The organism is Micromonospora echinospora, from assembly GCF_014203425.1.
In the GTDB taxonomy this organism is placed as follows: domain Bacteria; phylum Actinomycetota; class Actinomycetes; order Mycobacteriales; family Micromonosporaceae; genus Micromonospora; species Micromonospora echinospora_A.
On the sequence record NZ_JACHJC010000001.1, the window covers coordinates 3,551,625 to 3,570,959 of the forward strand.

At 74.7% G+C, this 19,335-nt stretch carries 1 protein-coding gene; it reads right to left on the minus strand.

The features are described 5' to 3' along the window. Positions 1–49: 49 nt before the first annotated feature. Complete coding sequence (locus FHU28_RS16595; RefSeq protein ID WP_184690097.1) at positions 50–19,327, minus strand: DUF6531 domain-containing protein; 19,278 nt, start codon at positions 19,325–19,327, stop codon at positions 50–52. Positions 19,328–19,335 lie beyond the last annotated feature (8 nt).

Here is a 19,335-nt window from a genome sequence, read left to right on the forward strand (position 1 = left end):
CGGGCGGGTGCCCGCCCCGGCCGCCGTGACGGCCGGGGCGGGCGGCTGGTCAGCGCCGGGGCGCGGGCGCGGTCCGCGACTCCGGCAGGAGACCGCCGGACGAGGTGGACGCGGTGGCGCCGTTCACCGGCTCGGCGACCACCCGGGCGGCGGCGTCGCGCTCCGGCCGGATCTGCGAGTCGTCGCCCTCGGCGGAGACGGCCCGCCCCGCCGGGTCGTACGCGAAGCGCGTCACCGCCTCGCCGGTGCGCCGCTCCACGAGCCGACCGAGCAGGTCGTACGTGTAGCGCGTGACCTCGCCGGCCGCGTCGGTGCGCTCGACGAGCTGCCCGGCGGCGTCGTGGACGTACCGCTGGGTGCGGCCGTCGAAGTCGGTCTCGGACACCATCCGGCCGTTCGGGTCGTACACGTAGCTCCACGTCGCACCCGCCGGGTTGGTGACCCGGACCAGCCGCAGCTCGGTGTCGTACGCGTACTCGGTGCGGTTGCCCTCGTCGTCGATCTCGGCCGTGACCAGGTCGAACGCCCCGTACTCGCGGATCGTCCGGCGGCCGGTGGCGTCGACCCACTCGACCAGGTTGCCCTCGCCGTCGTAGAGGAACTCCTCGACGGAGCCGTCCGGGTTCTCCCGCCAGGCCAGGTCACCCTCCAGCGTCCAGCCGAACTCGGTGAGACCGGTGTCGTCCTTCATGCTGGACAGGCGGCCGAGCGCGTCGTAGACGTACTCCGTCTCGCCCTGCCCGTTGCTCACCGAGGTGATCTGCCCGGCCGGGTCGCGCACGACGGCGGTCGGGCCGACGTGGGTGGTCGTGCCCCGGCCGTCGGCGGCCGGCTGCTCGTACCGGACCACCTCACCGGAGGCGTCCACCTCGGCGATCATCAGCCCGTCGGGGCCGAACTGGCGGTTGCGGGTGCTGCCGTCGAAGTCGGTCCAGGACACCGCGCGACCGAGTTCGTCGTACGTGGTGACGGACCGGCTGCCATCCGGCCGGGTGACCGAGACCAGCCGCCCGAGGGCGTCGTACTCGCTGGACGTGGTGCGGCCCAGCGGGTCGGTCGTGGACCGCAGGCGGTACGCCTCGTCCCAGACGTTGCGCGTGGTGGCGCCGAGCGCGTCGGTCTCGGCGACCACCTGGAAGCGGTCGTTGAGCTCGTAGACGCGCACCGCGCCGAGCGAGTCGGTCACCACGGTGCGGCCCGGCTGGTAGTCGAACCGGTAACGCAGGTAGCCGCCCTTGCCGTCGGTGGCGACGCACCGGCCGGCCTCGTCGTAGGTGTACGTGTACCACTCGCCGTTGCGGTCCTCCCAGCGCACCAGCCGCCCGTCGGCGTACGTGAAGCGCTCGGGGTCGCCCGAGGAGTTCGTCACCTCGATCAGGTTGAGGTCGCCGTCGTAGCCGAACTGCGACGCCGCCATCAGGTCACCGGCCGCGTTCGGCAGCGAGACCATCGTGATCAGCCCGGCGGACGAGGTGAACGCGATCACGGCCCCGGTGGACGACACCAACTGCGTCGGCGTACCCCGGCGGTCGCGGCCGATCGTCCAGCGGACCCCGGCCTCGGTGACGTCGGTCAGCAGCGACTCGGTGCGCGACGCCGCGGCGAACAGCAGGCTGCGGCCGGATGTCGGATCGGTCAGCAGCCAGCCGCCACCCACCAGCCGGCGCAGCGGCAGCGTCCGGCCGGTCTCCGGCTGCGCCACCTCGCCCTCGGCGGGCAGCGGGTACGTGAGCAGCGAGCCGTCGGCGGCCAGGTAGCGGACCTGCTCGCCGTCGACGATGATCCGCTGGTCGAGCGTCGAGGCCCAGGCCCGGCCGAACGACCGGCCCCACCGGTAGTCGGAGCGGTAGGTCCGCTCCAGCGTGAGCCCCGGCATGACCGCGTCGGTGTGGGTGAGGATCATCCGGCCGGTGGTGACGTCGATCGGGTCACCCACCGTCGGCGTCTGCGCGGTGGTCTTCGCCACCGCCTCGGGCGCCACACCTGCGAACGTCTCGGTGGTCGGCGAGAAGTCCGCCATGTCCACGTCGCTGTCGGCGTCGCGGACCGACGCCATGTCGACGTCGCTGTCGGCGTCGCGGACGGAGGCCATGTCCGTGTCGGAGTCGCTGTCGCGGACCGAGGCCATGTCGACGTCGCTGTCGGCGTCGCGGACGGAGGCCATGTCCGTGTCGGAGTCGCTGTCGCGGACCGAGGCCATGTCCACGTCGCTGCCGGGAGCCGGGTCGCTGGTCCGGATGACGACGACCGAGCCGTCCGGGGAGATCGCCGGGAGCGTGGCGAGCCCGGGGACCTGGGCGTCCTCGAAGGTGACCCGGCCCTGACCGTCCTTCGACACGTTGATGACGTGTCCGACGGTCCCCGGGCCACCGGACCGCAGGCCGACGATCGCTGTCGTGCCGTCCGGCATGGCGGCGAGGGCCTCCATCAGGCCGCGGATGCTGCCGACCTCGTCCACACTCCGGCCCGGGTACCGCTTCATGACCTCGCCGATCTCCATCGGCTGGGTCTGCGCCGGCACCTGGGTGACCGCACCGGTCTGCCGGTACGCGTCGACGGCCAGGGTGAGCGGCACACAGTCGACGTTGGCGGTGACGCTGCCGGCGTCCCGGTGGTCGTTGATCCAGCGCAGGTGCTCGCGGTCGGCGGCGTTCAGCGTGGCCAGGTCGGCGCCGGTGTTGGCGGTGTCGCCGTGCAGGTTCGCGGCCAGCACCCGCAGCGTCGAGCCGTCGTTCAACGTGTACTCGTACGACAGTTGGTCCCGGAACGAGTCGAGAATCCGGACCTGCGCGCGCGGGTCGCCCTGCGCCGCCGTCAACTGGTCGGCGAGCGGGGTACGGAACTGGTCAGTGACCGGCGCGGTGGCACCCCGGACGTCGGTGGTGCCGGTCTGCGGGCCCTGGAAGCCGTACTGGTAGCGCCTACGGCTGCTGCCGCCGCGGCGCTCCGGGCTTCGCGACCGGTGGTCGCGCTGCCGGCTCGGCCCGGCCTGGGCATTCGAGGAACTCGCCGGTGGAGGCGCGTCGGTGATCTCGACCATGTTGTAGTACGAGCCCGTCCGGGTGACCCCGTCGGGCCGTTGCGGCGGCATGATGCTGGCCACCGGAGGCCGGCTCTCGCGCGGCACGAACTCGTCGCTGGCGTATCCCTGCGCCGCCGGGGGGAACCACGACGAGATGTTCCGCCACATGGCGGCGATGTCCGCGTCGTTCGTCGCGTTGGCGAGGTGGTCCAGCGCGATCGGCAGCGTGCTGACCTCGGACTCGTAGCCCCGGGCGTTCTCCGCGAAGAGCACGATCCGGGCGAAGTCCTGTCCGGCCACGGAGCCGATCTGGTCGTGATTGATCTCGCCGCGCAGGAAGCTTGCGATCTGACGTGCGGTTTCCCGGCCACCGCCGGCCTCGTTGGCGATCTGGTCACCGAGACCCTGGTGCGTCCTCGTCACGCCCCGGCGCCTGGTCGTGGTGGTGTTGTAGTAGTTGAGCCCACCGACGAGCGGTTCGTTGAGGTGGCCGATCGCGTTCGACCGGAAGCCGGTACGGGGCTGCGTCCCGATGTACGGCTGAACCGCCTCGCGGATCTCGTGGTAGGTCTGATGCGCGGTGGAGGTGCCGTCGTCCAGCGCGGTCCTCGGCGCGGGCGCGACGTCGTCGAACCACTGGCGGGCGTGATACCCCACTACGCCGGCCGCGGTGGAGACCGGCGGCGGCGACGGGGTGTCGCGCATGACGGTCTCGTACCCCAGGAACTGGCCGTACTCGTCCTCGACTCTGACCTGCAACTGGAACGGCATGCCGTAGAGCGCGCTCGGCGGCGGCGGCGCCGCGTTCGTGGGCAGGCTGCTGGGCGTCTGGTCGGTGGGTGCGGCGAGCGCCGGCTCCACGGTGGCCAGCGGGTGCGGTGTCGCCGGGGCGGGCGTGCAACTGGTCAGGCCCAGCGGGTCGGCGACGGTGAGCGGGTCGCTGACGTACGCGGTCGGGTTCGGGCCGCCGGTCAGGCCGAGCGGGTCGGGGCTGACGTACCGGCCGGTCGCCGGGTCGTAGTAGCGGAACCGGTTGTAGTGCAGGCCGGTCTCGGCGTCGACGTACTGGCCGGGAAAGGCCAGCGGCGTCGCGGTGCGGTCGGCACCGCGTCCCCACAGGTCGCCCCGCGACCACCAGCGCAGCCCGCCGCCCGGCTCGACCAGGTGGGTCGGGGTGCCGATGGTGTCGGTGATCACCGCGCGGAGCGTGCCGTCGTCGGTCTGCGCGACCGGCACCGGCGCGTCCGGGCGGTAGTCCCACGTGGTCGTGGTGGTCGCGCCGGTGACGTCGCGGTGCGTCTGCTCCAGCATCAGGTCGCCGGACCAGGCGAAGGACACCTCCTCCAGCACCCGGTCGCCGTCGCCGAGGCGCTGCTTGGCGATGCGCCGTCCGAAGCCGTCGTAGCGGTAGCGCCAGCGGTCGCCGCCGGGCGTCACGGCCAGGACCAGCCGGTCCTCGGCGTCCCACTCGAAGCGCCACGCGCCCGCGGCGTCGACCCGGCCGGTGAGGCGGCCCTTCGCGTCGTAGGAGAACGTCGCGTCGTCGGAGCGCACGAGCATCGTGCCGGTGAACTCCCAGCGCCCGCCGCCGGCGCCGACCAGGTTGCCGGCCTCGTCGTAGTCGTACCGCTGCGGGACGTCCCCGTCGACGGCCCGGATGCGGCCGGTGTCGTCGGCGGTGAAGGACTGGTCACCGGCGAGCGAGTCGGCGATCGCGGCGACCCGGTCGGCGGCGTCGTAGGTGTAGCGGCGCTCGGCGGTGTCGGCGATGTGCTGCCGGGTGAGCCGGCCCGCCGCGTCGAAGGTCTGCCGCAGCGCGACCAGGCCGCCGATGGTCCGGCCGATCTCGCGGCCCGCGTCGTCGTGCGTGAAGCCGAGCAGGTGCTCGGCGGCGGTCAGGCTCTCCGGGCGTCCGTCGGCGTCGAACGTCCACCGGCTCGACCGGCCCGACGGCGTGGTGCGCGTCGCGACCGCCCCGGAGTCGGTGTACGAGGTGTGCACCGTGCGGCCGTTGATCGTCTCGGACAGCACCCGGCCCTCGGCGTCCCGGGTGAACCGCACCTGCGCGTCCGGGCTGGTCACGGCTGCGACGTGGCCGTCGGCGTCGTACTCGACGCGGGTGACGGCGTCACCGACGCGGCGTTCGACTACCCGGCCCAGCGCGTCCCACAGGTAGCGGGTGACGGTGCCGGCGGCGTCGGTGTGCGCGACCAGTTGGCCCGCGTCGTCGTGCTCGTAGCGCTGGGTACGGCCGTCGAAGTCGGTCTGCCCGCACAGGCGGCCGGCCGCGTCGTACTCGTAGCGCCACGTCCGGCCCGCCGGGTTCGTCACGGCGGTCAGCCGTAGTTCCGTGTCGTACGTGAACTCGGTGCGGTTCCCCGCCTGATCCACCCGTGCCGTGGGTAGATCGAAGGGGCCGTACTCGAAGCTCACCGCCCTTCCTGATGCGTCGATGACGTCCACCAGATTCCCTTCACCGTCGTAGAACCACCGTTGCGTGGAGCCGTCCGGGCGGACCCGCCACGCGAGGTCCCCCTCGGCGGTCCAGCCGTACGTCGTGACCGCCCCGTCCGGGGCCCGGGTCGCCCGGACCCGTCCGAGCGCGTCGAACTCGATGCCGCCCGCGGGCGCGGGCCGGCGCGGCGGGACCCGGTGGGTCGAGCCGTCCGGCAGGGTGAGCGTGCGCGCGTCGTGGTCGAACCGGGTGACGCGCCCGAGCGGGTCGGTACGCGACAGCAGCCGGTTCGCCGCGTCCCACTCCTGCCGGGTGGTCGCGCCCAGCGGATCGACGATCGCGGTGACCTGGCGGCGCTCGTTGATCTCGTACCGGGTCACCTGGCCCAGCGAGTTCGTCACGGACGTGACGCCGTCGTCGTACCGCAGGCGGTAGCGCAGCCAGTCACCGGCGCCGCCGGCCCGGACGCAGCGGCCCGCCTCGTCGTAGTCGTAGCCGAACCACTCGCCGTTGCGGTCCTGCCAGCGCACCAGCCGGCCCGCCTCGTCGTAGCGCAGCCGGGTCGCGTGGCCCGAGGAGTTGCGTACCTCGACCAGGTGCCGCCTGTCGTCGTAGGTGAAGGTGGGCAGGTGGACCGCCTCGGCGGCGGTGTCGCCGGGTGCCCGTACGTGCGCGCCGACGACCAGGCCGCCGGCCAGGTGCGGCACCACGACCACGCCGGACGTGCAGGTCAGCAGCTCGGGGGTGCCGTCGGCGGCGCGTTCGACGTGCCAGCCGACGTCGTCGGTGACCACGTCGCTGAGCCAGGAGTGACCGTGCCCGGCGGCCGGGGCGAACAGCAGCCGCCGGTCCGGCCCGGTGAGCAGCCAGCCGCCGCCGGTCAGCCGGCGCAGCGGGCCGCCGGGGCCCAGGACCGGCCGGGCCTCGTCGCCCTCGGTGGGCAGCGGGTACGTGTGGACGGAGCCGTCGGCGGCCAGGAACCGCGCGTGCGTGGCGTCGGTGACGACGCGCTGGTCCAGCGTGGAGGCCCAGGCCGAGCCGAAGCAGCGGCCCCAGCGGTAGTCGGAGCGGTGGGTCCGCTCCAGGGTGAGCCCGGGGAGCCGGGCGTCCACCTCGGTGTAGATCACCCGGCCGGTGGCGACGTCGACCGGGTCGCCGACGAGCGGGGTCTGCGCGGTCGGGGTGGCGACGGCGGCGGCCGGCACGGTAGCGGGCGGGACCGGGACCGGCGGCCGGGTCACCTCGGTCTCGTGCGCGTGGTAAGCGTCCCACCAGGTCTTCTCGGCGTCCGCCACGGCCCGTTCGGCCCCGGCGACCTCCTCCGGGTCCGCGTCCGCCCGGGACGTCAGGCCGTCCAGGCGGGCCGTCGCCTCGGACAGCGTCTTCGCCGCGCCGGCGACGGCGAGCGCGGACGCGCGCAGCCCCGGGGAGAGGTCCCGGCCGGTGACGGCCCGGGCCGCCTCCTCGTCCAGCCGGACCACGTAGCCGCCCGGCACCCGGACCTCGGCGCCGCCCCGGTGCTTGCCGGCGGCGTCGCGGGAACGCGCGACGAAGCGGAACTCGACGTCGTACTCCACCGCGGCGGTGAGCTTGTCGTCCGGATCGGTGCGCCGGGTCGGCTTGTCGGTCGTGCTGACCGCGACCTTGCCCTCGTCCTTCACCTGGGCGGCCGGGTCGGTGCGGTAGAGCTGATGCTCGACGAGGGTCGCGGCGTTCACCGCGTTGAAGGCCTCCCGCTCGCCCACCCGGCTCGCGCCGCCCGGATGACCGACGCCGCCGACGACCAGCGGCCCGGCCGTCTTCAGCGCGAACGAGTGGCCGCTGGTCTGCTCGAACTCGGTGTCGGCGCTCCGCTTCGCCGAGCCGCCGATCTTCACTGTGGCGTCCGCGCGCAGCAGCTTCGGGCGGGCCACCAGGCGGGCGTCGAGGTACAGGTCGCGGCCCAGCCGGGCCGGCATCGGCAGCGGGAATGCGCCGGCCAGCATGGCCGGCAGCGCCTTCATCCGGGTGACGGTCAGTGTGTCGCGCAGCGCCGCGGTGACGTCGCGGCCGGGTTCGACGCCCGACGCGACAAGCGCCTGCCGGGCCGCCTCGTGCAGGTCGGGCAGGTCGACCAGGACGTCCTCGACGGCGAAGCGGCCCGGCTCGGGCAGCGGATCGAAGCCGGTGGCGCCGCGCCACAGCTGCCGCCCCGCATCGGTGGTCTGCGCGGCGGGCACCGTCGTGACCGGCCCGGAGACGGCCTGCGACCGGCCCTGCGTGGCCGAGTACGTGGTGACGTCGCGGACGGTCTGGATCGACACGCCGTCCTCGGGCAGCCCCTTGCCGGTGACGGTCAGCGTCAGCCGGACCGCCCCGCGGTACGTCGGCACCGGCCCGGAGACGGTGAGCGTCTGCTCGTACGTGCGGCCGGTGCGTTCGGTCGCCTTGGTGGCCCGGTTGTCGAGGGCGGCGGAGCCGGTGAGGCCGGCGGCGACGGTGCCGGAGGCCGGGCCGTGCCCGGTGGTACGGGTGGCATCGTCCTCGACCCGTTCGGTCTCGGTGCCCTGCGCCCGCGCGGTCAGCGTCACCTGTGCCGCCGTCCGGGAGGTGGTGCGGGTGTGCGCCTCGCCGACGACCGAGCGGTCGGTGACCGACATCTCGTCGACCAGCTCGATGCCGGTGAAGCTCGGCTCGCCGACCGGCTCGGCGGTCAGCGTGACGTGGTAGGTGGAGCCCCGGAAGCGCCGCTCCACGCGGATCGGCTCGCTCCGGCCGCCGTTGAGCGCGTCCGCCAGGTGCAGGTGGGCGGCGCCGAGGAAACCGGAGCTGCCGAGCCCGCGTACCGGGTCGAAGGGGCTGCGGTCCTGGGTGGACGGCAGGATGGCCTGGGCGAGTTCCTCGCTCGACGCCCGGGCCAGGGCCCGCCGCAGGTGCGGGATGCGGTCGCTGAGGTCGACGTGGGTGGTGACGCCGCCGATGCCGAGCGACCGCTGCGGTCCGGGCCGGAACGCTGGTTGTTCCCTGTCGTCCGGGGTGCCGGGGTCGGCCGTGGCCTCGTCCTGCCGCTGCTGTTCCTGCCGGACGATGTCGCGTTCGCGCTGCTGGTGCTCGGCCTGCGCGGCCCGCTGGCGTTCCTGCGCCTGAAGCAGCGCCTGCGTGGCCTCGTCGTGCGTCGCGGTCAGCTCCGCGAGCTCGCGCCGGTGCCGCTCCTCCTGCGCGGCGAAGGACTGGTCGACGAGCCGCCGCTCCGCCTCGCCGACGGCGCGGCGCCGGCGCACCCGGTCGACGTAGTCGGAGGCGTCGCGGCGTTCGGTGTGCTGCCGCCGCAGCAGTTCCCCACGCTCAGTGGCCTGTGCCCGTGCCATGCGGGCGCGCTGCTCGCGCTGGTCGGCGCGTACCGTCTCGGCGTTCTCGGCGTGTCGCAGCTGCAGCCGCACGTCGGCGCTCTGGTGCCGGCGGGCCCGGTCGCGGTCCTGGAGCCGCTTCAGCTCCGTCGGTGTCATCCGCATGACCACAGCGCCCGGCAGGGTGAGCCGCCGGCCGGCGCGGCGGGCCGGGGAGGCGGGCCAGAGGCCCAGCGGAAGCAGGTTGGTGTCGTGCCGTGCCTCGGCGACCACCTCCGCCTCCACGTCGACCCGCACCAGCAGCTCGCGTTCGGGCCGGCCGCCGACGCGCAGCTTGGAGATGCCCGAGACGCTGCGCTCGCTGATCCGGCCCCAGGCGCGCCGCCACGGCGTGACGGACAGGACGACGGCGCCCGCCGGCCGGCCGGTGCTGCCGCCGTGGTCGGCGGATGGGCCGCTTACCGTGGCGACGCCGGTGGCGGAGAGGCTCAGCTCGACCGAGCGGCCGTGCGTGGTCTTGCGGGCGGTGCCGCTGGCGAAGGTCCGCTTGATCCGGCCGAACTCGTCCGCGTCGTCGAGCACCACCGGGTTCGTCGGCCGCAGCCGTACCCGCACGTCGGCGCGGGCGTCCGCGGCCCGGCGGCCGTGCCACAGGTTGCTCAGCGCCAGCGGGCGGCTGAACAGCTCGGCGTCACCGGTGAGGCGCTCCGGCGACAGCTCGTCGGCGACGACAGTGGAGATCCGGCCGTCCTCGACGGTGTAGATGTCGTCGCCGCTGGCCTCGTGGAGCGTGTCGACCACGGCGTCCTGCAGCCGGCCGGCGCCGACGAAGGACTCCACCCGGCGCCCGTCGAGGTCGTGCGGGCCGCCGGTCATCCGGCTCAGCGGGGGCGGGTACGCGATGGTCTGCTCGTCCCGTGCGGCGGGGCCGGGATCGGGATCGGGGCGCTGCCGGGAGACCCGCGTCTCGGGGACGAGCATGCGCACGTCGAGGCGGTGGGTGCGGGGGCGCTGCTCGGACGTCGCGACGACGGTGGGCACGTCCCGGCCGTACGCCCCGACGGACAGCTGCCGGCCCGCCTGGTTGACCCGCACGCTCGACCGGGCCGTGACGGTGAGGTCGAGGGTGGCGGCGAACTCGCGCAGCCGTACGCCGGTGGGCTTGCCCTCGCCGTCGAGCGCCGGTCCGTGGCTGCTCTCGGCGGCCTGCCGGCCGGTGATCGCGCTCTCGTCGGTGGCGCTCCAGGTGACGGCGGCGCGGGGGCCGCCGAGCATCGCCGAGGCGGCCTGGCCGAGCGGGCCGAGGATGCGGGGCTCCAGGCTGATCTCGGCTGACTTGCTGCTGTCGCGCCCGCTGGTCACTGTGGACCGGGCGTCCCGTTTGGCATCGGTGCCGATCTTCTCGCGGTCGAGCAGGTCGCCGTCGGACACGTCGCGCAGGGTGCCCCGGATGGTCACCACCGTGACGTGGTCGTGGAACGTGCCGGTGCGGATCAGCGGGATCTTCAGCCCGGGCCCGACGATCCGGTCCGCCAGGTGGCGCAGCTGGTCGGGGGAGAGCTGGGTACGCAGGTCCGCGTCGCGGCTCAGCGCCGCCTGCAGTTGCGGGGTCAGCCCATCGGCGAGCCGCGGGTCGTCGAAGTGCCGCAGCATCTCGTCCCGGGTGGCCAGGCGGAACCGGTCGTGACCGGGCACCGACCGCACCGCCTCGGCGACCGTCTCGTAGAGCCCCCGGTCGCCGAACCGGGTCAGGTGCGCGCCGCCGAACGACTCGCCCCGCTCGATGCGGGCCGGCGCGAAGTGGGTCCGGGCGACGCCGCGCCGTCCGTGCCATTCCCGGCCGCCCGGGTCGAGGGCGGTGCCCGGCAGCCGGTCCCGGGTGGTCCACTGAAGGGCCTCGACGGAACCGGCCAGCATCCGCGGCTCGCGGCCCAGGACGCGCACCTGGACGCCGTACTCGACGCGGTACCGGATGCCGGGGGCGGTGCCCGTCACGGTCTGCTTGGCACCGGTCCGCTCGGTGACCGTCCGGCTGACGCCGGCCTCCCGGCTGCCGCCGACCCGGGGCGCGACGACCAGGCTGAGCGGCCCCGCGTCCAGGCCGGGGCCGGCGGTGGCCCAGCCGCCCCACAGCCGCTTGGCGGTGGCGCCGGCGCTGCTCTCGGCCGCGAGCGCGGACGTGTCGACGTGGGCGGTCCCGTCGACGCTCTCCACCTGCTCGATGCGGCGGGCGACCAGGCGGACCTCGACCTGCTGGCTGCGGCCCGGGAAGAAGCGCCGCCAGCCCGTACGCGCGCCGCGCGGCAGCGAACCGGACCGGACCCAGCCGTCGTGCCGGTTCGCCGGGTCGGTGACGACCGTCGTCGGCAACGTGCCGGCGAACGCCGCGTCGCTGAGCAGCTTCTGCACGGCCGGCCGGCCGGGCGCGCCGATGCGGACCACGTCGGCCATGCCGTCCTCGGCGAGGATCGCCTCTACCTGCTCGAAGAACGTGGCGCCCGGATCGGCCGGGCGGCTGCGTACGCTCTCCACCGCGAACCGGGCCGGGACCGGTCCGTCGAGCGCCGGGTCCGCGGCGGACGTCGCGGTCGTACCGACCGGGCGCAACCCGGTCGGTACGGCGAGAGCGACGGTGCCGGCGGCCTGGACCGGTCCGGTGTCGGGGCGGCCGGGCCGGACGAGCCGGGCGACGAAGCGGACCGGCACGCTCACCTCGGCCATGTCGGTGACCTTGACAGTGGTGGTGGACGTGTAGGTGCCCTTGTGGGCGGTGGAGTGTTCGGTGGTGGGCGCCGTCGGTACCGAGCCGCCCACGCCGACGACGACGCCCGGCAGCGCGGTCACAGTCACCTTCGGCTCGACGTGCCGGTCACGGTTGTGCCGCAGCGTGTGGGTGAGGTTCTCCCGGGTCCTGGTGGTGACCTTGCGCGGATCGTCGTGAAGCCGGTCGACTGTCAGCCGGTCCCAGTCGAGGACGGCGGTCACCACCAGTTCGGCGGGGCGGCCGCCGACGGTGACCGGGTAGGGGCGGCCCGCGCCGAGGAACTGGTCGATGTCGTCGCGGCTGTCGGCCTCCACCGCGGCGACGACGTCGGCCGGCAGGCGGGGGTCGAGGGTCCGCAGCGCCGCGCCGAGCGCCGCGTCCCGGGTGGCCCGTAGCTGCTCGGCGATGCCGAGGGTGTGGCTGTCCCGCAGGTAGGTGGGCAGGTGACGGCGTACCGCCTCGGGTGACGGCAGCGCCACCTCGCCCTCGGTGGTCAGCGCCGTGCCGATCTCCTCGGCGGCCTCGCCCTGGGCCGCCTCGCCCGTTGTGGCCGCGTCGGTCCCGGTCTCCGGTGGCGAGAACGGCGCCAGTCCCGCCGGTCCGGTCTCCACCAGCAGGTCGGCGGGCGGCTCCAGGTCGGAGTCGGCGTCGTCCTGCGGCGTCGTCGCGTCCGGCGCGTCGGCCGGCGCCGGCGCGGGTGACGGGGGCCGGGGCGGCACGCCCAGCCGCTCGGCCAGGTCGTAGACGTCGTTGAGCCGTTCCTCCGACTCGGTCAGCGAGTCGTGGGCGTCGTCCATGTGCGACAGCGCGGCCGTGTGCGCCGCGTACGCGCCGGGCGCCCGGGACGCCACCTCGGCGACCAGGCGGTCGGCCCGGGCGGCGGCGTCGCGCCGGTCCCGCACCGCGGCCGGCAGGTCACCGAGCGGGGCCAACTCGGCGGTGATCCGGTCGAGGTCGGCCCGCCGTCGCGCGGTCGCGTTCACCGCCGGGTACGCCCGCAGCAGCGCGTCCGCGAGCGCCAGGTCCCGTCGCGGGCCGGGCGGGAGGCCGAGCGCCGCGGTGGCGTCGGCTGCCGCCCGGGCGGCCTGGTCCGCCCAGTGCCGGGTCTCCGCCCGCAGGACGGTGAGCTGGTCGTGCCGCTCTCGCAGGAACCGCAGGTCCTCGTCCGCGCGCGCCGCCGTCGTCTCGGCCCACGCGGCGTCGTCGCGCAGGTCGCGTACGGTGGCCACCTCGGCGGCCGAGGCGGCGAGCGAGGCGCGTACCCCGTCGTCCCGGTCGCGGATGTGCTCCTCGGTCCGTCCGGCGATCTCGCGCAGCCGCCCCGCGTCGGCCGTGTCCCCGGCGCGGGCCGCGGCGTCGACGCCGGCCCGCGCCAGCTTCGGCGCCTCGTCGGCGCGCTGGTCGAGCTGGAGCTGGCTCGCCGACAGGTCGGCCAGCCGGTTCGCCGCGTCGCGGTGCAGCCCAGCGGCGCGCCGGTACGTGGCGTCGGCCCGGGTGGCGTCGTCGAGGGCGGGCGCGAGCGCGTCGAGCGCCGGCCCGGTCCGGGCCTCGACCTCGGTGGCGTCGGACTGCGCCCAGGCGGCGAGCTGCGCGACGGACCGGGCCGTCCGATCGGCGTCGACCTGACCGACCGGGGTGTACGCGTCGAGGACGTGCGACAGCTCGGTGACGGTGAGCCGGCCGGGGTCGGTGGGCGACGCCTCGAACTCGACGAACCGGGTGTCCCCGGTCGGCGGGGTGAGAGCCTCGCCGTCCGGGCCGCGACTGTCGCTCCCGGTGACGATCGCATGTCCGGTCGGCCCGGCCCACACCACGCCGCCGGGCGCGATGATCCTCGTCCCGGGCAGCTCCCGGGCGAGCTGCGCGGCGAAGCCGTTGCTGCGGTCCGTGCCGCTGTCGCAGACGATCAGGACGATCGGGCGTCCCTCCCAGCGGTCGCGGTCCTGGCGGATGCGCGCGGCGAGCTGCGCCGGGGTGATCCGGGCCTCGCCGACCCGGATCGCGTCCGTCTCGCCGTGTCCGAACACGTGGTAGCGGTCGGGCCGGTCCGGGAAGTCCCGGGCGGTGGACCTGGTGGCGCGGTCGCCGGGCGCGGCGAACACCAGGCCGGAGTCGACGGCGCCGGCCACCGGCGGCGAGGCGGCGCCGCTTGTCGTGGCGCTCGTGGTCGCGGTGCCGGTCGGCGCGGTGGCGGTCGGCGCGAACGTGGCGAGGCCGGCCACGTCGTCGCCGAACATCCCGAAGTCACCGGACTCGCTGTCGCTGTCGTCGCCGGTGTCACTCGCCGCGGGCGGCGGCGGCACGTACGGCGCGTAGGTGACCCGGCCCCACGCATCGATCGTCCGGACCAGCGCCAGCCGGCCCTGCGGCCTGGCGCCGCGCACCGGGTACTCCCGGACCGGGCCGCCCGCCCCGTCGTGCACGGTGAGGTGCACCCGGGCGCCCCGGGCGGCGGCGAACTCGACCACGTCGTGCGCGTTGCCGATCCGCTGCCGTTCGGCGTCGCCGATCGGGGTTCCGCGGCGCTGCGTGCCGGGGTCGGGTGCGAGGGCCGCCTTCACGAAGTGCCCGTTGTCGTACGGGCGCTGCTGCCGCATCGCCGCGGCGTCGTCCAGCACGATGGTGTCCCGGCCGGCCCGCAGGGTGTCGATCCGCAGGGTGTTCGCGTCGGCGCCCGGCAGCCCGGCGGCGATCGCGTCGTAGAGGGAGTCCGGCTGCCGGCTGAGCCCGCCACGATCGGCGATGGCGGTGGCGGCGGCGAACTCCTGCTGGATGGTCCCGGAGTCGTTGGACGTGGCGACCAGGTGCGCGGCGACGAGGCGCTGGCTGGTGGGCAGGCCCACGGTCCGGGCCGGCTTCGACGGGTCCAGGTCGGGGTCGACCGTGACCTCGCCGCTCGGCTCCGGCGCGGGACCCGCCCCGGGCGGCGGCAGCGAGACGGTGGTGACGAGCCGGTTGTGCGGCTGCGCGCCGAGCTGCTGGAGCTGCTCCGGCGTCAGCGACTCCTGCCACGTCCTCGGCGGCTCGCCCGGGGCGCGCGTCACCCCCGCGCGGCGGGGCACCACGTCGGTGGGGGCGGCGAACGGCTTGCCGGCGGCGATGCCGGGCTTGCGCAGCTCGGCCCGGTACTCCTTGAAGCCGGTGCCCTCGGTGTAGAACAGCTGCCGGTTGGCGTTCGTGGGCACGGCGTGCGACTGGGGCAGGAAGTTGCCGGCGGCGAAGTCGGCCGCCAGCCGGGACAGGTCGGTGGGCGTGGCGGCGCCCACGAAGTCCGTCATGAACCCCAGGTCGCGGTCGGGGTGCCTGTTGTTCTGCGACTCGACCTGGACGTCTGTGGTGAGGACGTCCGGGGGCAGGTCGGCCGGCGTCGCCGCGCCGTGGGCGACGGCCAGCTCGTCGCCGTACGCCTGGTGCAGGCTCTCGGCCAGCAGGAGGAACTCGGCGCCCGCGTCACCGAACCGGACCTCGGGCCGGCCGAGGACGAGCAGGCCGTCGACGAAGAGGTTCGGCTCCGGCGAGTACGGGAGCATGGGGTGGACGGTGGCCTGCCGGTCCCGGGAGCGCATGTCCTCGTCCACGGCCGTGGCGAAGTCCCGGACGAACGTGTCCTGCCCGGCCCGGGTGGCGAGCTTGCCGAGCCCGCCGTGGACGGCGGCCAGCTTCTGTCGCTCGATCCCGAGTTCCCTGCGCGCCTCCTTGTCGTCGCGCGTGGCGAGTTCGGCGATCCTCGCCTCGTGGTCGCGGGCGCGTCGTTCCAGCCGTTCCCGGGTACGGCGGACCAGGTCCGCGGCGTCGCCGACGCGGTAGCCGCCGGAGATCATCAAGGGCCGGGCCGGGGAGTCGGTCTGCGGCCCGGTCGCCTCCGGATCGAACCGGGTCGCCCGGTTGATGCGGTCGAAGACGTGGGTGCCGTCGGCGATCGTACGGGCGCCCCCGTCGAAGTCCTGGATCGAGACGTACGGGTAGCGGCGGTCCGCGCCGTCCGGGCCGCCCTGCGCGAGACCCTGGATCGCGGCCACCGTGTCGCTGTCGCGCAGCACCTGGTTGCGGGTGCGGCCGTACGGGAACTTGTCGTTCTTCGTGCCGACCGCGTAGCCGTTCACCGCCACCGGCACGTCGAGGCTCTCGGCGAGCCGGGCCGCCCGGGCGACCGCGTCCCGGAACGCCAGGTCCGGCACCTCGGCGGTGGTGTTGACGCCGAAGACGAACGCGACCCGGGTGCCCGGGGCGAGGCCCTCGGTGACGGCCCGGACCACCTCGGGGATCTGGTCGACGTCGGCGGCCGGGAGCATCGAGTTGACGACGAACCCGATCGGCGCCGCCTCGTTCTTGAGGTCGATCGTCGCCTGCCGGTAGTTGCCCGGGTTGACGTCGCGGGTGTGCCCGGCCAGCTCGTCGAACCGCGCGTTGCGGCCGCCGGCCACCCGTACCGGCTCGAACCGGGACGGCCGGGTCCGGGGCGGCAACGCGCCGCGATCGGGCGAGAGGACGTCGTGCCGCGGGCCGGCGATCTGGGTGGCGGAGGCGGCCGACGCCGGTGCCTGCACTTCCGGCGACGGCGGCATGCCGGGCGGCGGTGGGGCCGGGGCGCGGGACGGGACCTGCGGGTTCGGGTGCGGGTCCGGCGCCTGATCCCGCGGCGCACGCGGGACCGGCAGCTCCCGCACCGGGCCCGCGGTCAGCGCCGCGTCGTGGATCGTCGCCAGGTCCTGGGCGGTGAGATAGGCGGTCGGCCCGGTCGAGGCCGCGGCCTGCTCCGACGACGTCGGCAGGGCGTCGACGTCGAGCCCCATCACGCCCGGGCGGTCCACCGTGGTCAGCAGGTGTTCGGCGGCCTGGTGTCCCTCCTTGGCGCCGAGGTAGTGCATCACCTCGTGCACCATCACGCTGAGGCGGTCACCGGTGTTCCACAGATGCTGGTCGGTGCGCACACCGGTCTCGGAGGTCACCTCGACCGGCGGGTTGCGGCGCGGATCGGCCTGCCAGTCGCGGGTCATGCCGTCGCGCCACGGCGGCGTGTCGACCACGAGGTCGATGTGCAGCAGCCGCCCGTCGGGCAGCGTGTGCCGGCCGTTGACCATCTCGTCGAGGGTGTGTTGCACGGCGTCTGCGAAGTCCCGCAGCTCCTGCGGGGACATCTGGTCGTTCTTCGACACCAGATCCAGGTGTACGTCGAACGACCGGTGGTCGCGTCCGTCGGCGGTGAACTCCCGCGTGGTGAAGTCAATGGTCGTGATCTCGCCGCGCAGCAGGTGCGTGCCGGGTACGACGGTGTCCTTCCACGGGACGTACCGCTCGGTGCGCAGCCGCTTCGGTTCCGCGTCCGCCTTCGCCCGCTGGAACTGCGGGCTCGGCGTGGCCCGCACGGGTGCTCCGGCATACGGGGTGGCAGCACCGTCCCGAGGGCTGTCCCGGGTCTGCTCAGGGGTGACGGGCTGAGCCGTTCCCGGGTCGCCGGTCTGGTCCGGGTCGGGCTGGGAACTGGCCTGCGCAGGGTCGGTGCGGTCCGCGTCCACCGGGGCGTGGACGGTCGTCGAACCGTCAGTGGTGGCCGCCGGACCGGTCATTGGACCGTTCGTGGTGGCCGCCGGATCGTCCGGTGTGGACGCCGCCGTCGCCGGTGCCAGGGTGGCGGGCGCGTCGATGCCCACTGTGGAACCGGTCGCCGGGGTTACGCCGACCGCCGGTACCTCGACCGAGACGCCGCCCGCCAGCCCTTGCGCCGGTGGCAGCACAGGGGTGGAACCGGTGCTGCCGGGCCGCCCCGGCGCGGGCGTAGCCGCCGACGGCGAACTCGACGACGACGTACCGGTGGCGGGTGTGGCTGCTGCGGGTGTGGCGGCCGACGGCGTGGCCGCGGCAGGCGCAGCGGGGGACGGCGCGCTCGGGGCCGGTGCCGGTCCGGCCTGGGTACCCGGTGGCGAGCCGAAGGCGGCGGGCGGCTGCGTCGCCGATGTCACTGGCGTGATGGTGTCGAACCCCGGCAGTCCACCGCCCGACGTCGGGCCGTCCGGTGCGGTGAGGGCACCTCCGCGCGGCGTGGTGGCGTCGGTGACCGGCGTCGTGGGGACGGCCGAGGGCGCGCCGTTGGCGATCGGCGGGCTCCCGGCCGGAGTGCCCGTCGAGTCCGCCCGCGCGGATTCGTTGCCGGTGGCGACCGGGGCGGCCGTACCCGCGGCGGTGTTGCCGGCTCCGGCCGGAGGGCTGGCCCCGGCAGGACTGCCGGATCCGACGGGGTCGCTGGCTCCGGCGGGGCTCCCGGATCCGGTGGGGTCGCTGGCTCCGGCTGGATTGTCGGCTCCGGCGGGGTTGCCGGTCGCGTTCGGGTTGCTGGCGGCCGGGCTGCCGGCGCCGTCGCGGCCCGCGCCCTGACCGTCCGGGACCGAGCTTCCGGCACCGTTCTGGCCGCCGGCCGTCGAGTTTCCAACGCCGTTCTGCCCGCCGGCTGCGGAACTCCCACCCGCCTGGACGCCTTGACTTCCGGTGCCCTGCTGTCCGGCGCCTTGGCCCGGCGGGACCTGACTTCCCACGCCCTGCTGCCCGGCGCCTTGGCCCGCTGGGGCCTGGCTCCCGGCGCCCTGCGGACCGAGCCCTTGACTGCCGGGACCCTGGCCACTGCCCTGACTCCCGGAACCCTGGCTCCCGGAATCCGACCGGTCGAGACCCGGGTCGCCGACGGCGCCACCCGCGGTGCCGGAGCTGTCCGACGGCCGGCCACCGGCGCCCTGGTTCCCGGCAGCGCCGTGACCTGCGGGGCCGCCCGCCCCGGTGGGGGAACCGACGGGCGGGGGAACAGGTGGTCCGTCCACGCTCGTCGTCGGCGGAGGCGCGGACGGCGTGGTGGTGAGGCTGTTCGTCTCGATCTTCGGCGGCGCCTTGGCGCCGGCGCCGGGGCCGTAGCTGTTGCCGACCACAGTGGCGTAGTGGTGCGCCATCCCGCCGATCAGCGAGGAGGACATGGTGGCCCACGGGTTGAATCCGCCGCCGCCGACCATCATGGTGAACAAGCCCTCGAACAGCGTCTCGGCGAGCGCCGACAACCCTTCCCGGGACAGGACGCTGTCGTTGATCTTCGGGAAGAACTTGCCGCCGATCATCTGCACGCCGCTGACGCCCGCGCCGATGAAGGCGCCACCGGCGAACGCGATCGCCAGATCCTTGTAGTCCAGGGACTTGCGGTTTCCCTCGATGATCTGGGTCACCTGGGCGGCGGCGCTCTGCCAGAGTTCCTCCAGGCCCTCCTGGAACGCCTCCCAGGCCAGCCGCATCAGCATGTGCCGCAGGCGCTGCCGGAACAGGTCGATCAGGGCCTTGACGATCTCCTGACCGATCTTGATCAGTGCGGGAACCGCTGCGGCGCCGAAGCCGGAGGCCAGCGCGATGGCGATCTCGACGACCTGGGTGAAGGCCGCGATGACGATGTTGTACTGGGTGTTCTCCGAGTCCAGCGCGAAGTTGTAGGCCGACCCGCCCAGCGCCAGCGCGATGTTGCCGCCGGCCGGCACGTTCCTGGTGATGCCGACCTGGTACTGCTGGAACGCGTCCATCGCCGGGCCGGACAGGCTCCCGGCCAGCCCGTAGCCGAGGTTGGCGGTGGCGCCCATCCCGTTGAGGATCGTGCTGCTGAGCGCGTACAACTCGTCGCCCATGGCCCGCAGGGCGGTGGGGTCGGCCTTCGGGTACTCCTCACCGACGGCGACGAGGATGAGGTCGTACGCCCACTGCCACTGCGGGTCGTTGGGGATGTGGAAGTCGGGCATGTCCTACC